The sequence below is a fragment of the Amycolatopsis sp. A1MSW2902 genome (genome assembly GCF_017312175.1).
Taxonomy (GTDB): Bacteria; Actinomycetota; Actinomycetes; order Mycobacteriales; family Pseudonocardiaceae; genus Amycolatopsis; species Amycolatopsis nivea.
Genome location: NZ_QJPO01000001.1, coordinates 7,580,076 through 7,602,945, shown reverse-complemented (window position 1 = coordinate 7,602,945; position 22,870 = coordinate 7,580,076). Strand labels below are relative to the sequence as shown.

Below are 22,870 nucleotides of genomic sequence, written 5' to 3'. Positions count from 1 at the left end.
CCGTGGCACTCAGCGCGCATGCCCGCAGGCAGGTCCAGCGGCAAGCCACGCACCTGATCGCGGAGCGGTTCCGGGATCCCTTGCGGCGCAACGCGTTGACCGGGTTGCTGGAGCGGACCGCCGAAGGCTGGCACCTCGCGGTGCGCACCGGCGATCCGGGGACCGCCGACGCCTTCCTGATCGGCCGCGCCGGGGTGTTTGCAGTTGTTGTCACCGATCCGCCGCCGGACGAAGCGACGATGCGAGAGGTGGCGCGGGACGCGGAAGAGCGGTTCGCCGGGCTGCCCGGTCCAGGCGGACAGCGCATCGCCCGGAGCGCGGTGACCCTGGTCGCGATCGTCGGCGCGCAGTCTCCGCGGGGACCGCGCAACGCCGGGCCGTTCTGGGTGCTGCCCGCGGCCAAACTGGACCAGCTTTTCCGCCGTGACACGGTGCATCTGACCGTTCGGCAAGCCGCCAAAATCGCCGACGGGCTCGCCGCGCGGCTGCGTGGCTACGAGTGGCTCACGGTCTCGGCGCCGGAGAAGGAAGCCGGGTCGTTCGAGTTGCTCTCGGCGGAGAGCGTCGCGGACGACCAGCTGATCGCGGCGGTGGAGCGGCCGTTCGAAACGTGGATGACGTTCCTGCATCCCGACCAGGCCGCGCTGGCGGCGCGGAACTACTCCGGCCCGGCGCGGATCAGCGGTCCGGCCGGGACCGGGAAGACGGTGGTCGCGCTACACCGGATGCGGCACGTCGGCCGCCGAAGCACCGGTCCGCTGCTGTTCACGACGTTCGTGCGCACGCTCCCGCCGGTCAACGAGACGACGTTCCGGCGGCTGGCCCCGGAGCTGGCGGACCGGGCGCAGTTCATCAGCCTGCACGCGTGGGCACGGGAGTTCCTCAAGGGCCGCGGGATCGAGCTGAACACCCATTCGCGGCTGACCAAGGCCGCTTTCGGACGCGCTTGGAAGGAGCACCGCGAACCCCTGGAGCGGCTGGGGCCGAACTACGACTACTGGGAGACCGAGGTCCAGCGCATCATCAAGGGCCAGGGCATCCGGACGCTGGAGAAGTACCAGTCCATTCACCGGGCCCGGCGCGGGCTTCGGCTCGATCGCGGCCAGCGCGAGAAGGTCTGGCAGCTGTACACGACGTACGAGGAGAATCTGGCCGCGAACGGGTTGCACGACTTCCACGACCTGCTGTCCCGGGCGAGCACCGAACTCGAACGGCAGCCGCTCGAAGAGCCGTATGCGGCCGTGGTGGTCGACGAAGCGCAGGACATGACGCTGACCGGTCTCCGGCTGTTGCGCACGATCGCTGGTGACGGACCGAACCAGCTGCTGCTCGTCGGCGACGGACAGCAGCAGGTCTATCCCGGTGGCTGGCGGTTGTCCGACGCGGGGATCCCGATCCAGGGCCGCGGCGAGGTGCTCAAGGTCAACTACCGCAACCGCGCGAGCATTCTCGACTTCGCCCGGCGGATCAACGCGGTCGACGACCTGGACGGCGCGGCGGGAGTTGCGCTGCGGGACGCGGATTCGGTCAACGAGGGCGGCGTCGTGCAGTCGTGGACCGGAACCCCTGCCGAACTGCCGGATGCGCTGGCTGCGGCGGTCCGTGCGCTGGAAATTCCGCTCGGCGAGACGGCGCTGATCACCTTCAGCAATGCGGATGCCGATCAGTGTCGGCGGTTCCTAGAGTCCGCTGGCGTGCCGACGCGTGCGCTCGAACGCTACGTCGGAGCTGCGGAGGATCGGCTGCACGTCGGGACTGTGCACCGGGCGAAGGGGCTCGACTTCCGCGCGGTGCTAGTCGTCCAATTGCCGCGTCCCGCACCGGAAGACCCTGCTGAGCAAGAGGAACAGCGTGAGCTGCTCAGCAGGCAACGGCTGGTCGCGGCTACCCGGGCGCGGGACTTTCTGTGGTGGGGTGTCGTCCAGTCCTAACTGGACAGAAGGCGACGGTAATAGTCGGTGGCCGGTTTGATGCCGTGGTTTGGGTCGGCGTTGTACAGGCCGTCTGGACCTTTCGGGCCGAAGCTGTACGGCTGGTACAGCGTCGCGCAGGAGGGTTCGGTCTTCGCAAGTTGTTGCCAGCGTTGCCATTCCGCGTCGTAGCGAGCGAGGTGGTAGCGCATCGCGGCTTTGTCGTGTGCGCCAGCGTAACCGCGCAGCATGACTTCCCAGCCGTGGTGCACAACGCGGTGCCATGATTGGCCGTAGCGTGCGGACACTCGCAGGTACGTTCGGTCGGCGTGATTGCGCAGCGGGAGCGTGCCGGACAGCGCGACGATTTCGTCGCACATCCGGGCCGCCTGGGCTTTTTCGGCGAGCACCGGTTCGACCCGGCCAGCGGCGACGATCGCGGCGTAATCGCTGGTCAGATCCTTGTCGGAGCCGCCGAGGAACTGGTCGCGGGTCCACATCAGCCTGGTCATCGGGTGCACCACGCTGTAGTGCCCGCGCAGTACGGCGGCCGCCGAGAGCAACGCGAGCCGACGGAAGCGGCGGACTTGGTCACCGTGCAAGCCGAGGCGCGTCGTCGCGTATTCGGTGAACGCGCCTTCCTCGCCGAGACCGGTGTCGCGGGTCCAACGGGCGATCACCCAGGTGTTGAGGTCGCACCACAGTTCGTTCTGCAGATACGGTCCGCGCCAGCCGCCGCCTCGGGACCAGGTCCAGATTCCGGCGATGATCGGGTTGTCGGCCACCTCGGCGAGTCCGATCGGACCGGTGCGCGGCTGGGTGCGGAATTCTTCGAAACCGTTGACCACGCCGTCGATCACGTAATTCGGGAACGCGCCTTTGCCCTCGTACTCGCGTTGGCATTCCACTTCGATGATCTGGCGGTGTTTGCCGACGCCGATGGTGCGGTTGAACGGAATGGTCCGCCAGAAGTCCTTCGCGGTGTGCTTGATCGAGAAGACCAGGTTTTCGTGCGTTTCGACCTGGTCGGTGACCTGCCGATAGAAGTCGGGGTCGCTGGTCAGCTTGTCGCTGCCGGTCGACCAGGTGCGGTAGAAGACCCGCTTGCCAGCCCGTACGCACAACTCGTCGCGGAGGATGCCGAGCAGAGTGAGGTGGCTCGCGGCGCCGTTGGTGATCGGGTTGTTTCCGGTGTGGAACGGCACGTTCTGCACGTACGTCTCGCCGGTGCGCACGACAATTCCGTCCAGACCTGGGAAACGCGCGCAGATCTCGCGCAGCATCAGCCGGTGGATCTGCTGAGTGAGCGGACGGTCGAAACTTATTCGGCCTTGACTGTCGAGGATTTGGTCGCCGTACAGTTCGACCAGGCGTTTCGGCAGTACGATGATGTCGGTGAAGAAATACGCCGCGATGCCCGCCGCGTGCGCTCGCGCGATGTGCGCGTCGATCTTCTTCGCGGTGGCCTCGACCCAGGCGCGACCCGGTGAGCCAGCGGGAAAAATACGCTCGTCGAACGTCTCGAAGGTGATCGCGGTTTGCGGCGGGGTGAATTCGTTGATCACCTGACCGTCGTAGCCGTAGCTCTTCAATGTCGCGGGATCGTTGAAGCGACTGGAAAACAGCGGTTCGCCGGGGTTGTTCTGGACCATGTCGAGCAGGAACGGCAGCCGTCGCCCCGGCCTCGGATCGGCGAACGCGGTCCCCGCGGTGGCAGCGAGAGCCGCAAGGGCGACTCCGCCGCGCAACGCCGTCCGCCGACTGGTTTCCCACGCTGCACCCATTGCGGCCACCCTCGATAGATCTGATGTATTCACCTGACCATAAGAACGGCATTCGACCACGTCAATCAGCCAACCGTCGCGTTCATGCTTGTGAACAGCTGTCTTGACCAGACAGGATGCTTGCCGGTCGTTCGCCGAGCTGGTACCCCTGAAAGGCCAAGACATCTGATGACCGCCGCCGCCGACGGGAGTGGATGCGTTCATGGACCAGGCAGGAATCAGCCGCCGCAGCGTGCTCGCCGCCGCGGGCTTGCTCGGACTCACCGCGACACCCGCGCGAGCCACTCCCGCCGCCACGCCTTGGTACCCGTCGGCAAAATTCGGCATCTTCATCCATTGGGGCGCTTATTCAGCCGCGGCCTGGGGCGACGCCAGACACGCTGCCGAGTGGTACCTGTACGCCATGAACGTCACGGATCCCGCGCGCGGCACCGGAACTCGGGACCACCACCTGAAAACCTACGGCGCGGATTTCGCGTACGACCAGTTCATCCCACGCTTCACCGCCCGGCGCTACAACCCGCACTCCTGGGTACGCCTGTTCGAACAAGCCGGAGCCCGATATTTCGTGCTGACTTCCAAGCACCACGACGGTTTCCAGTTGTTCCGCAACACCGCGTCCGACCGCAATTCCGTCCGCATGGGCCCAGGCCGCGACCTGGTCGGCGAACTCTTCTCGGCCGCCGCGCACACCCGGCTCAAACGAGGCCTCTACTACTCACTGGGCGAGTTCTACAGCCCTGCGCTCGGCACCGCCCCCAGAAACCCTTACACCGGCGCGGAAATCCCCTACACCGGATACCGTCCAGTCGCCGACTACGTGACCCAATACGAGCACATACACCTGAAAACCCTGATCGACCAATACGATCCGGATATCCTGTGGGCAGACGGCCAGGGCTACCACGAATTCGGCGGCGGCCCGATCTTCCGGCCGAAGACGTGGAACTGGCGCAGCGACGAAATCCTGTCCTACTACTACCGCAACGCCGCCGATCGCCGTTGGCCGAAGAGCGTACTGGCGAACGACCGTTTCGAAGCTTCGCACGCGGATTTCGCGACCGTCGAGGGCGACAACAAGAAGTACGTCCTGCGCCCGGATCCGTGGGAAGCCTGCCTGAACATCGGAAAGTCGTGGGGTTACAACGAAAACGAGGACCCGGCGAAGATCAAATCCTCGGTACAGTTGCTCCGGCTGCTCGCCGAAGTGGTCAGCAAGAACGGAAACCTGCTGCTCAACATCGGCCCCCGCGAGGACGGCACGATCGCGGATTGGATGAGCTCGCGCCTGCTGGACATGGGCCGCTGGCTGCGAATCAACGGCCGCGCGATCTACGGTTCCACGCCGTGGACCCGAGCCATGGACGGCGACCTCTGCTACACGCGGACGAGCGGCGCGTTCAACCTGATCCCACTCCATTGGCCGGACGGCCGGCTCCTCGTGCCGGGGGATGTGCCGATCGGCCCCCGGTCGCGAATCCGCTTGCTGGGCGGGCATTCCCGGCCACTGCCGTGGACCCGCACGGCGGACGGGATCGCGATCGAGTTGCCCAGGCACCGGACGGATGACTTCACGGAGGAGTTCCCGGCGGTGCTTTCGGTGACGGATTGGTAGGGGCGCCGTGCGACCCGCTCACCAGCCGCGTTCGCGCCACTCCGGAAGCTTCGGACGCTCAGCCCCCAACGTGGAATCCCCGCCGTGTCCCGGATAGAACCACGTCTCGTCCGGCAGCTCCCCGAAGATCTTCTCCTCCACATCCTTCAGGAGCGACGCGAAGCGAGCCGGATCCTTCTCCGTGTTCCCGATCCCGCCCGGGAACAGCGAATCGCCGGTAAAGAGGTGCGGAATCCCCTCCGGATCACGGTAAACGAGCGCGATACTCCCCGGCGAGTGGCCGACCAGATGCCGCGCCGTCAACTCGACCTCGCCAACCCGGATGGTGTCGCCATCGTCCACCGGGACGTCGATGCGGGCCTTGATCCCCTCGATGTCGTCGCGCCCGGCATAGGTGCGAGCACCGGTTGCCTCGGCGACCTCCGCCAGTGCGATCCAGTGGTCCCAGTGCTGGTGCGTCGTCACGATGGACGCGAGACCGCCGTCGCCGGCCAGAGCAAGCAACGTCTGCGGGTCTGCGGCCGCGTCGATCAGCAGTTGTTCTCCGGTGGCTCGGCAGCGCAGCAGGTACGCGTTGTTGTCGATCGTGCCGACTGAGACTTTCGAGATGGTCAGACCACTGGTCTCCCGCACGTCGGCGGGGCCGCCGGTGGTCACCACTCCGGTGTAGGTCATGGAGCTCCTCCCTCGTCACAGTCCAGCCAACCGACGCGACGGTCAGCCGTCAACCAGGGCGGCCGGTTCCGTGGTCTGTTTGGCAGGGGTTCGGCGGCGCGCCACCCCGACCACGCCGACGACGGTCAAGCCGATCAGAACGACATAGAAGACCGCGAGCGCGACCCAGCTCCCGCCGCCGAGAGTGAGGGCGAGTTGCCCGATCAACGGGGTCGTCCCGCCGATCAGCGTCGCCGACAGCTGGTAGGCCACGGAGATCCCGGTGTACCTGATCCGCACCGGGAACGCTTCGGCGAGGAACCCGGCGAGCACCGCGTAGTAACCGGCGGTCGGGATCATCACCGCGACGAGGACCAGCAGGATCCCGACTGGATTCCCCTTGGAGACAACGAAAAACGCGGGGAAGGCGAGAACGATCGCGGCACCGAGGTTGAGCACCATGAACCGCGCGGTGCCGATCCGTTCGGCGATGCGGGCGGCGAACGGCTGCCAACCGAACTGGGCGACGACCGGGCCGAGAAGGATCAGCAGCATCACTTGCCGGTCCACGCCGAGCTGACCGGTCGTGTAGGACAGCATGAACGTCGAGGTGAAGTACGCGCCGCCGATGCCAAGCGCGCAGGCGAGAACGCCCATCACCAGCTTCGCCCAGTGGTGCCGCAGCAGTTCCGCGATTGGCACCTTCACGATCTGCCGATCGCTGGCCGCCGCCTCGAACTCCGGGGATTCCTCGACCTTCAGCCGGATCAGCAGCCCGACCACCACCAGCACCGCGGAGGCCAGGAACGGAATCCGCCAGCCCCACGAGAGAAACGCGTCCTTGTCGATGAGGCCGACCACGATGAACGCGGTTGTCGCGAGGATGTTGCCGACTGGCGATCCCTGTTGCACCCACATCGCCGACCGCACGCCCCGGCCCCGTCCGGCGCTCTCCGACGCCATGAGGACGGCGCCGCCCCATTCGCCGCCGACCGCGAAACCCTGTGCGGCACGCAGCACCACCAGCAGGATCGGCGCGGCGACGCCCCATCGGTCCGCGCCGGGGAGCAGTCCGGTGAGGACGGTGGAAATCCCCATGATCATCAGGGTCACCACAAGCGTGTTCTTGCGCCCGAGGCGGTCGCCGATGTGCCCGAACACGATCCCGCCGAGCGGCCGCGACAGGAATCCCGCCCAGAAGGTCGCGAAGGAGGCCAGCAGCCCGACGGCGGGGCCTGCCTGCGGGAAGAAGACAGTGGGCAGGACGAGGGCGGCGGCGGTGCCGAAGAGGTAGAAGTCGTACCACTCGATCGCGGTTCCGACGAAAGCGCCGAGCGCGGCCCGGCGTGCGGTGTCGCCAGTGACAGTCATGCGGGGAGTCCCTTTCGGACGACGGCTCCGAGCGAGCCGTCCGGTCAGCGTGAGCTATCCGCGGCCATGCTGTCCAATGCCACTTCCGCATCGGTGTATGTTGCTGAGACATGGTGGATCTGACGCTGTTCGCCTCGTTCGTCGCGGTGGTCCAGGAGGGCTCGATCTCCGCGGGAGCCCGCCGGTGCAACATCACTCAGCCCGCGATGACGCGGCAGATCCAGCGGCTCGAACACAGCCTCGGCGTGCGGTTGCTGGTGCGCGGCAAGGGCTCGCTGCGGACCACCCCGGCCGGTGCCCGGTTCTACGACCGGGCGACCGACCTGCTGACGCTCGCCGAGAACGTCGTCGGACGCACTCAGCAGGAAGCCGCCCAGACCCGCGAAATCCTGCACGTGATCGCGCCGCCCGCCACGATTTCGTCGGTCGTCGCGCCGTATCTCATCGCCCGCGGCACGTCCGCGCCGCTTCTCGACTGCGACGAGGCCGAGCCGTTCCGCGTGTTCGACACCGCCGCGGCGAGGGGTGCCGACCTTGGCGTGTCGACCGGCGTGCCCCGTCCGGGCTGGCGTCGGCGCGCGATCTCCTCGGCGCTCATCTGGGCACACGTCCCGCCGGGGCACGAACTCGCGCGGCTGCCGGAGATCGAGGTCGCGGACCTGGTCCGGCACCCGCTCGTCCTGCTCACGCCGAACAGCGCCGCGCGCCGTCTGCTCGACCAGGAAGTGGCCCGGGTCGGCTGCCGGCTCGCCGATCCGCTCGTCGTCCGGCAGCCCGCCATCGCGGCCGCGCTCGCCGTCGCGGGCCGGGGGATCGCGGTGCTGACCGACGATCCGGGACCGGACGTGGTCGCGATTCCGATCCGCGGCGAGGCGGAACCGCTGCGGGTGCCGCTCTACGCCGGCTGGGACCCGGACAACCCGCGCGCCCACCTGGTCGAGGAGACCGCGATCGACCTGGGCGACTTCTTCGAAGCACGCACCCGGGCGCGCGTCCGGACCCATCGCGAGAATGTCACAGACGCATAATTCGATGCGCAGATATCATTCGACAGCATCATCAATCGTGGCCACTCTGGGAGCAGCGTCCCCGACTGAGGAGTGGTCCATGAGCAAGACCGAGCAGACCGTCGAGATCCCGCATCTCGGCGGGTCGACCGTCGGCTGCACCTTCGCGAAACCGTACGACCCCGCGCTGCCCACGCTGGTCCTGATCAACTCGTACACCACGTCTGCCGAGCTGTACCGGCCGCAATTCGAAGACCCGTCTTGACGTCGGCGGCGAATCTGCTCGCGCTGGAACCGTACGGGCACGGTCGCACGCGAGCCGGGTACCGGCACTTCACCTACTGGGACAGCGCGATCGCGAACCTCCAGGTGCTGGACGCCCTCGGCATCCGCGAGGCCCACGTGCTCGGCACCTCGCAGGGCGGCTGGATCGCGGTACGGATGGCGCTGCTCGCCCCGGAGGTCGTGCGGGGAGTTCTGCTGCTGGGCACGTCGATGGACTTCGAAAGCCCGCGCAGCCGGGAATTGGGCTGCTGGGACGGGATCGCGTTCAACACCCCGGTCGTCGACCTCCTCGCGGCTCCGGCAGGCGAGGACTGGGTCGTACCGGACGAATTCGTCGACGGCGTGTTCGGCACGGCGATGGGCGGACTGTCCGAAGAGGACCGGAAGTTCTGGCTGGCCGCCTACCGCGCGAACTACTCCGGCGACGCGGGACGGCACCGGCTGCGGATCAGCACCGTCAACCTGCGGGACCGGGACGGGCTGCACGGCAGGCTCGACGAGGTCCGCTGCCCGGTCCGCTGGCTGCACGGCACGGCGGACCAGGTCTATTCGGTGGCGAACGCCGAGGAGGAAATCCGGATGTTCACGGCTTCCCCGGACGCGCGGCTAGAGGTGGTCGAAGGCGGGCAGCATTTCCTGAGCGCTTCGAATCCGGTTGAGGTGAACGCGGCTGCGCTGGATCTCGTGCGCGGGAGTTGAGCCGCGGCTCGCACCCGGCAGCCCCCTCACTACCGGGCAAAAAAGCCGGGAGGCCGCCCCGACCAAGAAGATCGAGACGGCCTCCCCAAGCAACCTCAGCCCAGCTTCTTGCCAGCCGAACCAAGCGCCTGCGTGGCCTCGACCACCCGGGTCGCCATGCCCGCTTCGGCGGCCTTCAGGTAGCTGCGCGGGTCGTACACCTTCTTGTTGCCGACCTCGCCGTCGATCTTCAGCACGCCGTCGTAGTTCTTGAAGAAGTGGTCCGCGATCGGGCGGGTGAACGCGTACTGCGTGTCGGTGTCCACGTTCATCTTCACCACGCCGTAGGACACCGCCTCGCGGATTTCCTCCGGGAGCGAGCCCGAGCCGCCGTGGAAGACCAGTTCGAAGGGCTTCGAGCCGGCGTCGAGGCCGAGCTTCTTCGCCGCCGCTTCCTGGCCGCCCTTGAGGACGTCCGGGCGGAGCTTCACGTTGCCCGGCTTGTACACGCCGTGCACGTTGCCGAACGTCGCGGCCAGCAGGTAGCGGCCCTTTTCGCCGGCGCCCAGCGCGTCGATCGTCTTCAGGAAGTCGCCCTCGGCGGTGTACAGCTTCTCGTTGATCTCCGCCTCGACGCCGTCTTCCTCGCCGCCGACGACGCCGATCTCGACCTCGAGGATGATGTTCGCCGCCGCGGCCTTGGCGAGCAGTTCCTGCGCGATCTGCAGGTTCTCGTCAAGGTCGATGGCCGAACCGTCCCACATGTGGGACTGGAACAGCGGCAGGCCGCCCGCCCGGACGCGTTCGGCGGAGATCTCGATCAGCGGGCGGACGAAGCCGTCCAGCTTGTCCTTGGGGCAGTGGTCGGTGTGCAGCGCGACGTTGACGTCGTACTTCGCCGCCACCACCTGAGCGAACTCGGCCAGCGCGGTCGCGCCGACAACCATGTCCTTCACCTTCTGCCCGGACGCGAACTCCGCGCCGCCGGTGGAGAACTGGATGATCCCGTCGCTCTCCGCCTCGGCGAACCCGCGGATCGCGGCGTTCACGGTTTCCGACGAGGTCACGTTGATGGCCGGGAAGGCGAATTCGTCCTTCTTCGCCCGGTCGAGCATCTCCGCGTACACCTCGGGGGTGGCGATGGGCATCGGTTCCTCCTCGAGACGACTGGCTTCTACAGCGGCATCGTACGAGGTGGACCGGCCGGGGCGACCGGTCCTACCTCACACGAGACGAAACCGACTGGAGCGATTCAGAGCAGCTCCGCCGCGATTGCCCGGTAGGCAGGGAACGGATCGTCGTCCAGCGACTGCACGCTGACGTGCTCGGCCCCCGCGTCGAGGTGCGCCTGCAGGCCCTTGGCCAGGGCTTTTCCGTCGCCGTGGACGGCCAGCGCGTCGATCAGCCGGTCGCTGCCCTTCCCCGCGATGTCCTCCTCGGAGAAGCCGTGCTTGAGCAGGTTCGCGGTGTAGTTGGACAGGCCGAGATAGAACTGCACCGTCTTGCGGCCGGTCTCGCGCGCCCGCTCCGGATCGGTGTCGAAGACGACCTTCTGCTCGGGGGCGAGCACGGCTCCAGCACCGAGGAGCTCCCGCGCCGCCCGGGTGTGCTCCGGGGTGGTCAGGTACGGGTGCGCGGCCGCGGTGCGGTCGCGGGCGAGTTCGAGCACCTTCGGGCCGAGCGCGGCCAGCGCGCGCGACTGCGTGGGCACCCCGGCCGCGTCGAGCGCGTCGAGGTAGTCGACCAGCGCCGCGTACGGCTTCTTGTACTCCTGCGTGTGCTCGCGGTGGCCCGCGCCGACGCCGAGCAGGAACCGTCCCGGGTGCTTGCCCTCGATGCGGTGGAACGCCCGCGCGATGTCCTCGGGCGCGTCGGCCCAGATGTTGACGATCCCGGTGGCGATCTTGATCCCCTCGGTCGCGTCCAGCAGCTCGTCGACGATCGCCAGGTCGCCGCCGGGAGACCCGCCGAGCCAGATCGTGCCGTAGCCCAGTTTCTCCACCTCGGCGGCGAACGCGCTGTCCACCGCGGTCGACATCCGCCACACGCCTAGCTTGCCCAGTTCGATAGCCATGTCCCGCCCAACGCGCGAGAACCCGGTTTTCCTCCCGTCCCGGCCGGATTAGGTTCGAAAGCATGACGAAGCTCGGCACCACGGAATTGGACATCCACGGCCTCAACCTCGGCTGCAACGTCTTCGGCAACACCGCGGACGAACCCACGTCATTCGCTGTTCTCGACGCGTACACCGCGGCCGGCGGCAACTTCCTCGACACCGCCAACACCTACGGCGGCGGGGGCGGTTCCGAAACGATCATCGGCAACTGGCTCGCCAAGCGCGGCCGCCGCGACGACATCGTCATCGCCACCAAGGTCGGCGGGGGAGACCAGCGGCCCGGCCTCTCCGCGAAGAACATCGCCGCGGCGGTCGACGAATCGTTGCAGCGCCTGCGAACCGACCACATCGACCTGTACTACGCGCACATCGACGACCTCGACACCCCGCAGGAAGAAACCCTCGGCGCGTTCGACCAGCTCGTCCGCGACGGCAAGGTCCGCTACATCGCGGCCTCCAACTACGAGCCGGACCGGCTCGCCTCCGCATTGTCCATTTCGGACCGGAACGGGCTCGCCCGATACGTTGCCCTGCAACCGCATTACAACCTGGTCGAGCGGGATTACGAGCGAGAACTGGCCCCGCTCGTCGCCAAGGAGAGCCTGGCGACGCTGCCGTATTTCGGACTGGCCAAGGGATTCCTCACCGGAAAGTACCGTTCGAAGGACGAACCGGGCGACTCGCCGCGTGCCCCGCGGGCGCTGGCCTACCTCGACGCTCGGGGCGAACGGGTGCTCGCGGCGCTGGACGAGGTGGCCGTCGCGCATCAGGCCTCGGTCGCCAGCGTCTCGCTCGCGTGGCTCCGCCAGCAGCCGACCGTCGCCGCGCCGATCGCCAGCGCGCGGACCCCGGAGCAGCTCGTTGACCTGCTCGCTTCGGTCGAGCTGACCCTGACCGACGCCGAACTCACCGCTTTGGGCGAAGCGTCGAACTGATACTTACCGAACAGTAGCTTACTGCGGGTAGGTTGTTGTACGGTGCCCTCCGGACAGGCAAAACCGGCTCAGGAGGGCACCGTGGCTCAGAAGCAGGTCGACGGCAAGGTCGTGCTCATCACCGGAGCCGCTCGCGGGATCGGAGCCGGCCTGGCCGAGCGGCTCGCCGCGCGCGGAGCCAAGGTCGCGCTCGTCGGGCTCGAGGCCGACGAACAGGAAGCGGTCGCCAAGCGGATCGGACCGAACGCGAAGTCCTGGGAAGCCGACGTGACCAGCTGGGACGACCTCGAGCGCGTCACCGAAGGCGTGGTCGAGCACTTCGGCGGCATCGACATCGTCATCGCCAACGCGGGCATCGCGACCGCCGGATTCGTGCGCTCGGTGGACCGCACCGCGTTCGAGCGGGTGATCGAGGTCGACCTGCTCGGCGTGTGGCGCACGTTCCGCGTCACGATGCCGCACGTCATCGAACGCCGCGGCTACCTGCTCGGCATCTCCTCGCTCGCCGCGATCACGCACGCGCCGGGCATGGCGAACTACGCCGCCGCGAAGGCGGGCGTCGAGGCGTTCTGCAACAGCCTCCGCGCGGAGGTCGCGCACCTCGGCGTGAAGGTCGGCGTCGCGCACCCCACCTGGATCCGCACCGACCTGGTCGAAAGCGCCGACGCGCACCCGGTGTTCGGCAAGCTGCGCGCCGGGATGCCGGGTCTGCTCGGCAAGACCTACCCGCTGGACGTCGCGCTCGACGACCTGGAGGCCGGGATTCTGCGCCGCGCGCGGACGATCCACGTGCCACGCTGGGTCGGCGGCCTGAAGCTGCTGCGCTCGTTCCTGCCGCCGATCGTCGAACTCGGCGCGCGGACGCGGGTGCCTGCGGCGGACCGGGCCGCGCTGAAGGACGTCGAGGAGCGCGGCGCGTTCGAAGCGTCGGTCACCGGCCACGGCGGACGCGCGGCCACCAAGCGCAGCTGAGGAGCGTCATGTCCCGTCGCGACCAGATCCGGATGAAGCCGGACGAGGTGCAGGCCTACCTGGCCGAGCAGAAGGTCATCAACGTGGCCTCGGTCGGCCCGAACGGCAGGCCGCACCTCACCGCCCTCTGGTACTACCCGCACGAGGGCGGGGTCGCGACGTGGACATACGGCACCTCGCAGAAGGCGAAGAACCTGCGCCGGCTGCCCGAGGCGACCGTGCTGATCGAAAGCGGCGATTCGTACGACCAGCTGCGCGGGCTCTCGTTCGAGGCGGACGTCGAGTTCGTCGAGGACACCGAGCAGGTCACGGCGATGGGGATCGCGCTGATGATGCGCTACTCCGGCGCTGAACCGGGCGCGCCGGTGCCCGACGAGCTGCGGACCTTCATCGAACGGCAGGCGCCCAAGCGGGTCGGGCTGATCCTGCGTCCGACGAAGATCGCGAGCTGGGACCACTCGAAACTCGGCGGCGTCTACTAGGGCACGAGCGCGACGAAGCTCAGTCCGGAAGTGCCTTCCGCCAGGTCGAGAGCGGATTCCGGATCGTCGAGGCCCACCTTCAGGAGTTCGACGGCGGAGAGGTCCAACGCGCCTGAGCGGACGAGGTTCCACACCGTCCGCACCGTCTCGTCGTCGCTCATCCAGGAGCCGCGCAGAGCGAGCCTGCGGTGCATGAATTCGCCGTACGGAATGGTCAACTCCTGACGTACGCCGCCGACGAGCACCAGCGTGCCGCGCACCCGAAGGCAGTCGTAGGCGGCCATCGTCGCGTCCGCCGTCGGGGTGGCACCGAGAGCGTCGAGGGCTACGTCCGCCGGGCCGACCGCCGCTGCGTCCGTCGCCCGATCGCCGGTCAACTGGTGGGTGCGCACGCGCGGATCGAGTTCGGCTAGCCGGTCGAGCGCCACTTTGTTGCGGCCCACCGCCGTCACCGTCGCTGCGCCCTCCGCCAGCGCCAGCAGCACGGCCGCGCCGCCCATCTGACCGGTCGCACCGATCACCGCGACGTCGCGTCCGGCCAGCGGACCCGCGGTGTGCAGGCCGGCGGCGGCAACGCAGAGCCACGGCAGAAACGCCAGCCGCGCCGGGTCCGGGTAATTCTCGGCACCGGGCAGCTTGATCATCGTTTCCTTGGCGCACAACGCTTTCTCGGCGAAGGTTCCGTCATGCCATACCTCGTGCATGCGGTCCGTGCGCTCGTTGCGGCCGGCCGCGCCGAGGCCGACCCAGCCGACCAGGATCTCGTCGCCGTCGCCCGCGTTGAGCAGCGCTGTGTCCAGCACGATGTCGCCCGGCGCGACGTGGAAGACGTCCGGCGCGACGTCGGTCACGCGTCCGATGCACGAGGGACCGAGGACCAGCGGGACCGGCAGGCCGCCGCGCCCGCCCGTCACCACCGCCTTCGTGTAGGCCGGGACGTGCGCGGCGAGCACCTCCACGACGGCGCCACCGCCCTGGAGAGCGGGTTCCGGCAGTTCAGAGAGACGCAGGCCTTGTGCGTCGACATTCCAAGCTCGCATAGGACCCAGCCTCGCGCGCCGTTAAGCTGGTATCCAGAATCGCATTATTCTGGTACTGGAGGTTCTAGGGTGAGCGTCGAACTGGGCGCCTTCCTGCGCAGCCGCCGCGAGCGGATCGCCCCGGCCGACGCGGGCCTGCCGGTCACCGGACGCCGCCGCACGCCCGGATTGCGCCGCGAAGAACTGGCTCTGCTGGCCGGAATCAGCGCCACCTGGCTCACTTATCTCGAGCAGGGCCGCGACGTCCGCCCGTCCGACCAGGTGCTCGACGCCTTGGCCCGGGCGCTGCGGCTGACCAGCGCCGAGCAGGAACACCTGCGCCGGCTCGCCGATGGCGGAGCCACCGCCGAGGACGCGCCCGAGGAAGCCGCGCCCGAGGTCGCGGGCGTCCCGGCGATGCTGGGCGACAACCCCGCGTACGTCACCGGCATCTGCTACGACCTGCTCGCGTACAACGACGCCGCCGCGGAGCTGTTCCGGAACATCGAGCCGGGCGCGAACGTCGTCCGCTGGATGTTCACCGAGCCCGCCGCCCGGGAGGTCCTGGTCGACTGGGAGCAGGAGGCACGCAACATCCTGGCCCGGCTGCGCGCGATCGCCGGGCGGCATCCCGACCACCCGCGCGTGACCCGGCTGGTGGCCGAGTTGACCGAGGTGAGCCCCGAGGTGCGCGAGTGGTGGCCGCACTACGAAATCCAGTTCAGCCACGCAGGTCAGAAGCGCTTTCGGCATCCAAGGCTCGGCGTGGTGACGGCGACGCACGCCGCGTTCCACGTGGCCGAGCGTCCGGAGCAGACGTTGGTGGTCTATCGGCTGCCGAGTGGTACTGGCGAGTAGGAAGTACTTTGAAGTAACTGTTACCTGAGGTAACATCAACGCTGCCAGACCCCCAGCGCAGCGGAGGCCGACAAGATGACCGAGCGGTTCAAGGTCGTGATCGTGGGCACCGGGTTTTCCGGGCTCGGCCAGGCGATCCAGCTCGAAAAAGCGGGCATCCGGGACTACGTGATCCTGGAGAAGGCCGACGAGGTCGGCGGCACCTGGCGGGACAACTCGTACCCGGGCTGCGCGTGCGACGTGCAGTCGCACATGTACTCGTTCTCCTACGCGCAGAACCCGGACTGGAGCCGGTCGTTCTCGCCGCAGCCGGAGATCTTCGACTACCTCAAGGGCGTCGCCGACAAGTACCGGCTGCGGGACAAGATCCGGTTCGGCACCGAGATCACCGGCGCGCACTGGGACGAGGGCGAACGCCGCTGGACGGTGGAAACCAAGGGCGGCACCGAGTTTTCCGCGCAGTTCCTCGTCGCCGGCGTCGGCGGACTGCACATCCCGCAGATCCCGAAACTGCCCGGCATCGCCAAGTTCAAGGGCCAGACCTGGCATTCGGCGCAGTGGAACCACGAGTTCGACCTGGCGGGCAAGCGCGTCGCGGTGATCGGCACCGGAGCGAGCGCGGTGCAGTTCGTGCCGAAGATCGCGCCCGAGGTCGGCGAATTGACGCTGTTCCAGCGCACGCCGCCGTGGATCATGCCCAAGCCGGACCACGCGATGCCGGGCTGGGCCAGGCAGTTGTTCAAGCGCGTTCCGGGCACGCAGCGGCTGTACCGCAACGCGTTGTACTGGATGCTCGAATCCCGCGCGATCGGGTTCAACGGGCACCCGAAACTCATGCGGGCCGCCGAGATCCTCGCGCGCAGGCACATCGCGAAGGGCATCAAAAACCCCGCGCTGCGCCGGAAAGTCACGCCCGACTACACGATGGGCTGCAAACGCGTCCTGCTGTCGAATGACTATTTCCCCGCGCTGGACCGGCCGAATGTCGATGTCGTCACCGACGGTGTCGCCGAGGTCCGCGCGCACAGCATCGTCGACACCGCCGGGGTCGAGCACGAGGTCGACGCGATCATCTACGGCACCGGGTTCAAGGTGACCGACGCGCTGGAGTACCTCGACATCACCGGCGTCGGCGGCCGCGATCTCGCGAAAACCTGGGCCACCGAAGGGATCCAGACGCACAAGGGGATCACCGTGTCCGGGTTCCCGAACCTGTTCTTCCTGCTCGGCCCGAACACCGCGCTAGGCCACAACTCCGTGGTGTTCATGATCGAATCGCAGTCCCGCTACGTGGTCGACGCGATCCGGCTGGCCGATTCCCGCGGCGCGGCGGCGCTCGACGTGCGGCCGTCGGTGCAGGACGAATTCCAGGAACAGATCCAGGACAAGCTCGTCAAGGGCGTGTGGACCCAGGGCGGCTGCAAGAGCTGGTACCTCGACGCGAAGGGCGTCAACCGGACCATCTGGCCCGGATTCACCTGGCGGTACTGGCTGGAGACGCGGCGCGTCGAGCCGAGCGATTACGAGCTGAGCGGCCGGTCATGAGTGCCGACCACGAACAGATCGTGCTCCACGCGCGCGACGTGGAGTTCGACTGGTCGAAGCTGCCGATGCACTGGATTCCCGGGCAGCCGCAGGCCACACACAGCATCAACGTGCTGCACCTGGCCCTGCCCGAGGGCGAACGCTGGTTCGTCGAGGTGTTCAAGCAGGCCGTCCCGCTGATCCGCGACGAGCGGCTCAAGGAGGACGTGCTCGGGTTCATCGGCCAGGAGGCGATGCACGCCGTCGCGCACGACGGCGCGGCCGAACACCTGGAGTCCGCCGGGGTTTCCGTGCGGCCCTACATCGCGCAGATGGAGTGGATGTTCCGGCGGCTGCTCGGCGACCGGCCGGGGTCGAGCCGGGAATGGCTGATCGAACGGCTCGCGCTGGTCGCGGCGATCGAGCACTACACGGCGTTTCTCGGCCAGTGGATCCTCGACGCGAAGGAACTCGACGCGGCCGGCGCGGACGAGACGATGCTGGATCTTCTTCGCTGGCACGGTGCGGAGGAGGTCGAGCACCGGTCGGTGGCTTACGACCTGTTCTGCCACCTCGACGGCCGCTACGGTCGCCGAGTGCGTTCGATGCTCGTGGTGACGCCGGTGCTGGCGTGGATTTTCCTGCGCGGCACCCGGTTCCTGATGAAGAACGACCCGACGCGTCCCGGCCGCACCAGCTGGCGGGCCTACCGGCGCGCCGCCCGGCAAGGCTTGTTGCCCGGACCGCGCGAACTGCTGCACGAGATCCGCCCGTACTTCCGGAAGTCGTATCACCCCACCGAAACCGGCAACACCGACCAGGCGGTGGCTTACCTGGCGAGTTCGCCCGCGGCCAAGGCCGCCGACGCTCCGCGATGACCGCACCGCAGTTCCCGCCCAGACTCGACGGCAGCGGCAGGCGCGACCGGCTGATGTCCACTTTGGTCGCGGTCGGCGCGGCTTATCGAAAGCTGGCCGAGGTTTCCGGCCGACGGCGTCCGCCGGTGCAAGAGGTCGACCGTCGGCTGCCGTTGGTCGTCGACGCCGTGCGCGCCGAAGCCGACGGCGTGGTGAGTCTTCGGCTCGTACGACCGGACTCGACACCGTTGCCCGCATGGCGTCCCGGCGCGCATATCGATCTCATCCTGCCTTCCGGAACGGTGCGGCAGTATTCGCTGTGCGGTTCGCCTTCGGACCTGTCGCACTACCGGATCGCCGTACGGCACATCGGTTCCGCGTCCGCCGAGGTGCACGCGCTCACCGCCGGAACCCGCGTCACCGCGCGCGGGCCGCGCAATGCGTTTCCGTTCGTCGCCGCACCCGCGTATCACTTCGTGGCGGGCGGAATCGGGATCACGCCGATCCTGCCGATGGTGCGCCGCGCGCAGGAGATCGGCGCGGATTGGCGGCTGGTCTACACCGGCCGTTCTCGTGAATCGATGCCGTTCCTCGACGAGCTTCCCGCCGAGCGAGTGCGGATCCGGCCGGACACGGAGTTCGGCATCCCGGCGTCCGGCGCGGAACTGCTGGAGGAAATGCCCGAGGGCGCGTCGGTGTACTGCTGCGGCCCGGTGCCGATGATCACCGGCGTCCGCGTCGACCTGGCCCGCACGGGCGCGACCGCGGTCTACTTCGAACGGTTCTCGCCGCCGCCGATCGTGGACGGCGCACCGTTCCGCGTGGTGCTGCGGCGCAGCGGCCGCACCCTCGACGTTCCTGCCGACCGCTCCACGCTCGACGTGGTGCGCGAGGTGCTGCCGGACGTGCCGTACTCGTGTCGCCAAGGCTTCTGCGGCACCTGCGAGGTGGCGGCCGAAGACGGCGGGCGCGTGCGGATCTGCGTCGACCGCGGGCCCGCCGTCCTGGAGCTTTAGTTCTGCGGCGGAACCCAGTCGCCGAGCAGCGGCTTGAACTCGCGGACGCTGCGCTCGGCCACGACGCCTTCGAGCGCGTACGGGTCGTTGTCGATCAGCTCGGCCAGCGCCGCCTCGTCCTCGGCCTGCCAGAGCACCAGCCCGCCGGAGTTGTCGGCGAGCGGACCGGCGACCGCGACGCGGCCTGCCTCGACGTGCTCTTTCAGGTAGTCCCGGTGCCGCGGCCGGACGTCGGCCAGCTTCTCCTGGACATAGCGGATTTCGACGAGGTACCAGGCCATGCGCTTACTCCTGGGGTGAGCACGACAGTGACGCCGCAGACGCTACCGGTGACAGCCGGGCGGACGCACCATGCGAGCGGTGGCAGCGGGAGGCCAACCCGATAGGCTAGGCGCGGGCGGAACCTGTGTGCACGCTGTGCCTATCGCGCACGCGTTGGGGCCTGCGGAGCGGACACGTCGAGGACAGGCGGGGATACATGCTGGAGGGGAACGCGGAACGCAGCGTCGAGGCGACCCTCGGCCACCTGCGGACCATGGACGGGCCGGTCCCGGCGCAGCCGCCGACCGCCCCGTTGAACCTGGAAGACCTCTACCGGCAGCACCGGATGCGGCTGGTCCGGCTGGCCATCCTGCTGGTCGACGAGCCGGCCACGGCCGAGGACGTCGTGCAGGAGGCGTTCACCGGCCTGCACCGCAACTGGGGCAGGCTGCGCGACGCCGCCGCGGCCGTCGGCTACCTGCGCACCGCGGTGGTCAACGGATCGCGCAGCGTGCTGCGCCGACGCAAGACCGCCCGCGAGTACGTGCCCCCGCACGCGGTGAACGCCCGGTCCGCGGAAAGCCTCGCGATGCTCTCCAGCGAGCACCAGGCCGTGGTCAACGCCCTGTCGAAGCTTCCGCCGCGCCAGCGCGAGGTGCTCGTGCTGCGCTACTACGGCGGGCTGAGCGAAGCGGAGATTTCGGAAGCCGCGGGCATTTCGAAGGGCACCGTGAAGTCAACCGCCAGCCGGGCGCTGGAAGCGTTGCAGAAGGCAATGCAGCCGCCTCAGTGACCTGGGCGGACCAATCTCGCGCTGGTCGACCCTCCTTGGTCCAGACCAATATATGCTGGACCGCGTGAAGCACCCCGGAGACTTCGTCATCACGGGCGGCCGCGTCGTGGCCCCGGACCGCGTACTCGACGACGGCTGGCTCGCCGTGTCCGGCGGACAGATCGCCGCGGTAGGCACCGGAACACCCCCGAGCAGCCCGGACGCCGCCACGGTCGACGTCGCCGGGGCGCTGGTCGTGCCCGGTTTCGTGGACACCCATTGCCACGGCGGCGGCGGCGCGTCGTTCTCGACGCTCGACCCGGACGAGATCCGCACCGCGGTCCGCGCGCACCGGCGGCACGGCACCACCACCATGCTCGCGAGCCTGGTCTCCGACCCGATCGACCTGCTCACCGAGCAGATCGCCGCGCTGCGCGAACTCGTGCAGGAGGGCGACCTCGCGGGCATCCACCTGGAGGGCCCGTTCATCTCGCGCGCCCGCTGCGGCGCCCACGATCCGGACACTCTGCGTGAACCGGACACCGGGACCGTCGAGAAGCTGCTGCGCGCCGGGCACGGCGCCATCCGGATGGTCACGCTCGCGCCCGAGCTGCACGGCGGCGTCAAGGCGGTCCGGCAGCTCGCCGAGTCCGGCGTGATCGCCGCGATCGGCCACACCGACGGGGTCGCCGACCAGCTGGTTCCGGCCATCGACGCCGGCGCGACGGTCGCCACCCACCTGTTCAACGGCATGCGCCCGCTGCACCACCGCGAACCGGGCCCGGTCGGCGTGCTGCTCGACGACGAGCGCGTGACGGTCGAGCTGATCTGCGACCTGGTCCACCTGCACCCGACGGTCGTGCGGCTGGCCGCGCAGCACGCGGGCCGCGGCCGGACGGTGCTGATCACCGACGCCATGTCGGCCACCGACGCCGCCGACGGCCGCTACACGCTGGGCAGGCTGGAGGTCGACGTCCACGACGGCGTCGCCACCCTGGACAACGGTTCGCTCGCCGGAAGCACGCTGACCATGGACAACGCCTTCCGCAACCTGGTGAAGGGTGCGAAACTCGACGTACTGGACGCCGTCCGGGCGACGTCGGCGCGACCGGCCGAACTGCTCGGCATCGCCGACCGCACCGGCGCACTGCGCCCCGGCCTCGCCGCGGACGCGGTGATCCTGGACGACGACCTGCGCCCGTCCCGGGTACTGCACCGGGGCGAATGGGTGGCCGAGGCGGGCCGGGCTACCTTGAGTACGTGACGAGCTAGCACTTCGACAGGCGGACGGAGCGGATGAGCGAGCCGAAAGACCCGGAACGGTTACTGGCCGACGCGCTGCGTGCACAAGCCGTCTTCGCTCCGCACGTCCTGCCGAATCCAGCGGAAGACCAGGCCGGTCCGGAAGCTTCGGGCACCGGCTCGGTCCAGCCCGGTGCTTCCGGCACGGGCTCATTCAGCGCGGCAGGCGGTCCCGGCATCTCCGGCCCCGGCACCGCCGGAACCGGTTCGTTCGGCGCCGCTCCGGCGTCCGGCACCGGCTCGTTCGGCGCCTCGGCTCAGACCGGCGCGCCGTCGCAGACCGGCCCCACCACCGAACTGCCGCCCAACTACGGCCTGCTGTCCGGCGCGGGTGCCGACTCGCTCGCCCGCGAACGCGCCGCCCTCGACGCGGCCGACACCTCGCCCGGCACCACCGGCTCGATCCCGCCGGTCGGGTCCGCCGACGCGACCGTCCGCCGCCCCGCCCAGGCGGCGCAGAACGGCCCGCTGCCCGCGCACTGGGTCCTGCTGCTGGCGGTGCTGCTCGGCCTCGCCGCCGGGTCCGTCATCGGCCTGCTGACGCTGATCTGAGCCCCGCCGCGCCCTCGGTTGCCCGGACGGCCACTGCCGCGGGGCACTCGCGGGCCAAGTTCTTAACCCCGATCCCACACCGATGACCTGCGATTCCTTGCCCGATGAGGCCACCCTGAGTCACCCTGTACCGTTTTCGGTGTGATTCTCGCCCAGAACACAGTGACCACCATGTCCCTGCTGCCGTCGTGGCTGGACCCGCAGCATCTGCTGAACGGGCTGACGGCCCCCGTGATCGCCGTGCTGTGCTTGATCATCTTCATCGAGAGCAGCATCTTCCCGGTCCTTCCCGGCGACTCGCTGCTCTTCACCGCGGGCCTGTTCATCGCCAACGGCACGCTGAAGGCTCCGCTGTGGCTGGTGTGCGTGCTGGTCACGGTCGCCGCGCTGCTGGGCAACGTCGTCGGGTACTACCTCGGCTACTTCGTCGGGCCGAAGCTGTTCAGCAGGCCGGACTCGAAGTTCTTCAAGCAGGAGTACGTCGACAAGACGCACACGTTCCTGGAGAAGCACGGTCCGAAGGCCGTCGTGCTGGCCCGGTTCGTGCCGTTCGTGCGGACGTTCATCACCTGGATCGCCGGCATCGGCCGGATGGACCCGAAGCGCTACTTCACGTACACGGTCATCGGCGGCATCCTGTGGGCCGCGGGCATCACCGTGCTGGGGTCGCTGCTGGGCAACATCGGCTTCATCCGGGACAACGTCGACGCGATCTTCGTCCTCATCGTGCTGGTGTCGGTGGTGCCGATCGCCATCGAGTACCTGAAGAGCCGCCGCGAGAAGAAGGCCCGCCCGGCCGACGGTTCGGCCGACGTCACGCAGCAGATCCCGCGCGTGCGCGACTGATTCCTGGTTCTACGACGAAGCGGCGTCCGGACTTTCCCGGACGCCGCTTCGTCG

The 22,870-nt window shown here is 68.6% G+C and carries 23 protein-coding genes; 16 read left to right on the top strand and 7 right to left on the bottom strand.

Annotated features, from left to right (window positions below):
- Positions 1-2: 2 nt before the first annotated feature.
- A complete protein-coding gene (locus DMP23_RS35425) occupies positions 3-1,931 on the top strand; it encodes a UvrD-helicase domain-containing protein (protein ID WP_337823644.1) in 1,929 nt (642 codons plus the stop codon).
- Here the strand turns inward: DMP23_RS35425 and DMP23_RS35420 are convergent.
- Entirely contained in the window at positions 1,928-3,694 is a 1,767-nt protein-coding gene (locus DMP23_RS35420) for a hypothetical protein (protein WP_337823643.1), read from the bottom strand. The two genes, DMP23_RS35425 and DMP23_RS35420, sit on opposite strands and share 4 nt — an antisense overlap.
- Before the next feature lie 202 nt (positions 3,695-3,896).
- Here DMP23_RS35420 and DMP23_RS35415 point away from each other — a divergent pair, with 202 nt between their 5' ends.
- Positions 3,897-5,309 (top strand): alpha-L-fucosidase, encoded by a 1,413-nt coding sequence (locus DMP23_RS35415; protein WP_337823642.1) that lies wholly within the window; start codon positions 3,897-3,899, stop codon positions 5,307-5,309.
- Between the two features lie 18 nt (positions 5,310-5,327).
- Here the strand turns inward: DMP23_RS35415 and DMP23_RS35410 are convergent, their stop codons facing one another.
- Together DMP23_RS35410 and DMP23_RS35405 are read right to left on the bottom strand one after the other, a co-directional pair.
- Positions 5,328-5,984, bottom strand: coding sequence for an MBL fold metallo-hydrolase (locus DMP23_RS35410; protein ID WP_043834766.1), 657 nt, complete (start codon positions 5,982-5,984; stop codon positions 5,328-5,330).
- A gap of 42 nt (positions 5,985-6,026) precedes the next feature.
- Complete coding sequence (locus DMP23_RS35405) at positions 6,027-7,334, bottom strand: MFS transporter (RefSeq protein WP_337823641.1); 1,308 nt, start codon at positions 7,332-7,334, stop codon at positions 6,027-6,029.
- Positions 7,335-7,444: 110 nt separating this feature from the next.
- Here DMP23_RS35405 and DMP23_RS35400 point away from each other — a divergent pair, with 110 nt between their 5' ends.
- The 3 genes from DMP23_RS35400 (at position 7,445) to DMP23_RS35390 (ending at position 9,325) form a co-directional block, all read left to right on the top strand.
- A complete protein-coding gene (locus tag DMP23_RS35400; RefSeq protein ID WP_337823640.1) occupies positions 7,445-8,362 on the top strand; it encodes a LysR family transcriptional regulator in 918 nt (305 codons plus the stop codon).
- Positions 8,363-8,441: 79 nt separating this feature from the next.
- Positions 8,442-8,606, top strand: coding sequence for a hypothetical protein (locus DMP23_RS35395; protein WP_337823639.1), 165 nt, complete (start codon positions 8,442-8,444; stop codon positions 8,604-8,606).
- The gene (locus DMP23_RS35390) at positions 8,603-9,325 is read left to right on the top strand and encodes an alpha/beta fold hydrolase (protein WP_337823638.1); all 723 of its coding nucleotides are present in this window, start codon (positions 8,603-8,605) and stop codon (positions 9,323-9,325) included. The genes DMP23_RS35395 and DMP23_RS35390 overlap by 4 nt, the downstream gene beginning before the upstream one ends.
- Before the next feature lie 95 nt (positions 9,326-9,420).
- On the opposite strand, the gene fbaA is transcribed toward DMP23_RS35390, so the two are convergent.
- Complete coding sequence (fbaA, locus tag DMP23_RS35385; RefSeq protein WP_037808805.1) at positions 9,421-10,452, bottom strand: class II fructose-bisphosphate aldolase; 1,032 nt, start codon at positions 10,450-10,452, stop codon at positions 9,421-9,423.
- A gap of 104 nt (positions 10,453-10,556) precedes the next feature.
- Positions 10,557-11,378 carry an LLM class F420-dependent oxidoreductase gene (locus DMP23_RS35380; RefSeq protein WP_337823637.1) on the bottom strand — a complete coding sequence of 274 codons (822 nt, stop codon included), beginning with the start codon at positions 11,376-11,378 and terminating at the stop codon, positions 10,557-10,559.
- Between the two features lie 62 nt (positions 11,379-11,440).
- On the opposite strand from DMP23_RS35380, the gene DMP23_RS35375 reads away from it, so the two are divergent.
- The 3 genes from DMP23_RS35375 to DMP23_RS35365 all read left to right on the top strand — a co-directional run bounded on the left by DMP23_RS35375 (position 11,441) and on the right by DMP23_RS35365 (position 13,809).
- Entirely contained in the window at positions 11,441-12,355 is a 915-nt protein-coding gene (locus DMP23_RS35375; RefSeq protein WP_337823636.1) for an aldo/keto reductase, read from the top strand.
- 81 nt (positions 12,356-12,436) lie between these two features.
- The gene (locus DMP23_RS35370; RefSeq protein WP_134664376.1) at positions 12,437-13,327 is read left to right on the top strand and encodes an SDR family oxidoreductase; all 891 of its coding nucleotides are present in this window, start codon (positions 12,437-12,439) and stop codon (positions 13,325-13,327) included.
- Between the two features lie 8 nt (positions 13,328-13,335).
- The gene (locus tag DMP23_RS35365) at positions 13,336-13,809 is read left to right on the top strand and encodes a pyridoxamine 5'-phosphate oxidase family protein (RefSeq protein ID WP_037808811.1); all 474 of its coding nucleotides are present in this window, start codon (positions 13,336-13,338) and stop codon (positions 13,807-13,809) included.
- Here the strand turns inward: DMP23_RS35365 and DMP23_RS35360 are convergent.
- On the bottom strand, positions 13,806-14,849 hold the full coding sequence (locus DMP23_RS35360; protein ID WP_337823635.1) for a zinc-binding dehydrogenase: 1,044 nt from the start codon (positions 14,847-14,849) through the stop codon (positions 13,806-13,808). The two genes, DMP23_RS35365 and DMP23_RS35360, sit on opposite strands and share 4 nt — an antisense overlap.
- 69 nt (positions 14,850-14,918) lie before the next feature.
- Here DMP23_RS35360 and DMP23_RS35355 point away from each other — a divergent pair, with 69 nt between their 5' ends.
- From DMP23_RS35355 to DMP23_RS35340, 4 genes are all read left to right on the top strand, one after another.
- The gene (locus tag DMP23_RS35355) at positions 14,919-15,686 is read left to right on the top strand and encodes a helix-turn-helix transcriptional regulator (protein ID WP_337823634.1); all 768 of its coding nucleotides are present in this window, start codon (positions 14,919-14,921) and stop codon (positions 15,684-15,686) included.
- A gap of 75 nt (positions 15,687-15,761) precedes the next feature.
- Complete coding sequence (locus DMP23_RS35350; RefSeq protein WP_337823633.1) at positions 15,762-17,231, top strand: flavin-containing monooxygenase; 1,470 nt, start codon at positions 15,762-15,764, stop codon at positions 17,229-17,231.
- Positions 17,228-18,088, top strand: coding sequence for a metal-dependent hydrolase (locus DMP23_RS35345; protein WP_043834779.1), 861 nt, complete (start codon positions 17,228-17,230; stop codon positions 18,086-18,088). The genes DMP23_RS35350 and DMP23_RS35345 overlap by 4 nt, the downstream gene beginning before the upstream one ends.
- Positions 18,085-19,083 carry a PDR/VanB family oxidoreductase gene (locus DMP23_RS35340; RefSeq protein ID WP_337823632.1) on the top strand — a complete coding sequence of 333 codons (999 nt, stop codon included), beginning with the start codon at positions 18,085-18,087 and terminating at the stop codon, positions 19,081-19,083. The genes DMP23_RS35345 and DMP23_RS35340 overlap by 4 nt, the downstream gene beginning before the upstream one ends.
- Here DMP23_RS35340 and DMP23_RS35335 read toward each other — a convergent pair.
- Entirely contained in the window at positions 19,080-19,364 is a 285-nt protein-coding gene (locus tag DMP23_RS35335; RefSeq protein WP_037808820.1) for a YciI family protein, read from the bottom strand. The two genes, DMP23_RS35340 and DMP23_RS35335, sit on opposite strands and share 4 nt — an antisense overlap.
- Positions 19,365-19,561: 197 nt before the next feature.
- Here DMP23_RS35335 and DMP23_RS35330 point away from each other — a divergent pair, with 197 nt between their 5' ends.
- From DMP23_RS35330 to DMP23_RS35315, 4 genes are all read left to right on the top strand, one after another.
- Complete coding sequence (locus DMP23_RS35330) at positions 19,562-20,137, top strand: SigE family RNA polymerase sigma factor (protein ID WP_051172562.1); 576 nt, start codon at positions 19,562-19,564, stop codon at positions 20,135-20,137.
- A gap of 52 nt (positions 20,138-20,189) precedes the next feature.
- Positions 20,190-21,380 carry an N-acetylglucosamine-6-phosphate deacetylase gene (gene nagA / locus DMP23_RS35325; protein ID WP_043834785.1) on the top strand — a complete coding sequence of 397 codons (1,191 nt, stop codon included), beginning with the start codon at positions 20,190-20,192 and terminating at the stop codon, positions 21,378-21,380.
- Between the two features lie 32 nt (positions 21,381-21,412).
- Positions 21,413-21,970, top strand: coding sequence for a hypothetical protein (locus DMP23_RS35320; RefSeq protein ID WP_337823631.1), 558 nt, complete (start codon positions 21,413-21,415; stop codon positions 21,968-21,970).
- A gap of 141 nt (positions 21,971-22,111) precedes the next feature.
- Entirely contained in the window at positions 22,112-22,816 is a 705-nt protein-coding gene (locus tag DMP23_RS35315; protein WP_037808826.1) for a DedA family protein, read from the top strand.
- Positions 22,817-22,870 lie beyond the last annotated feature (54 nt).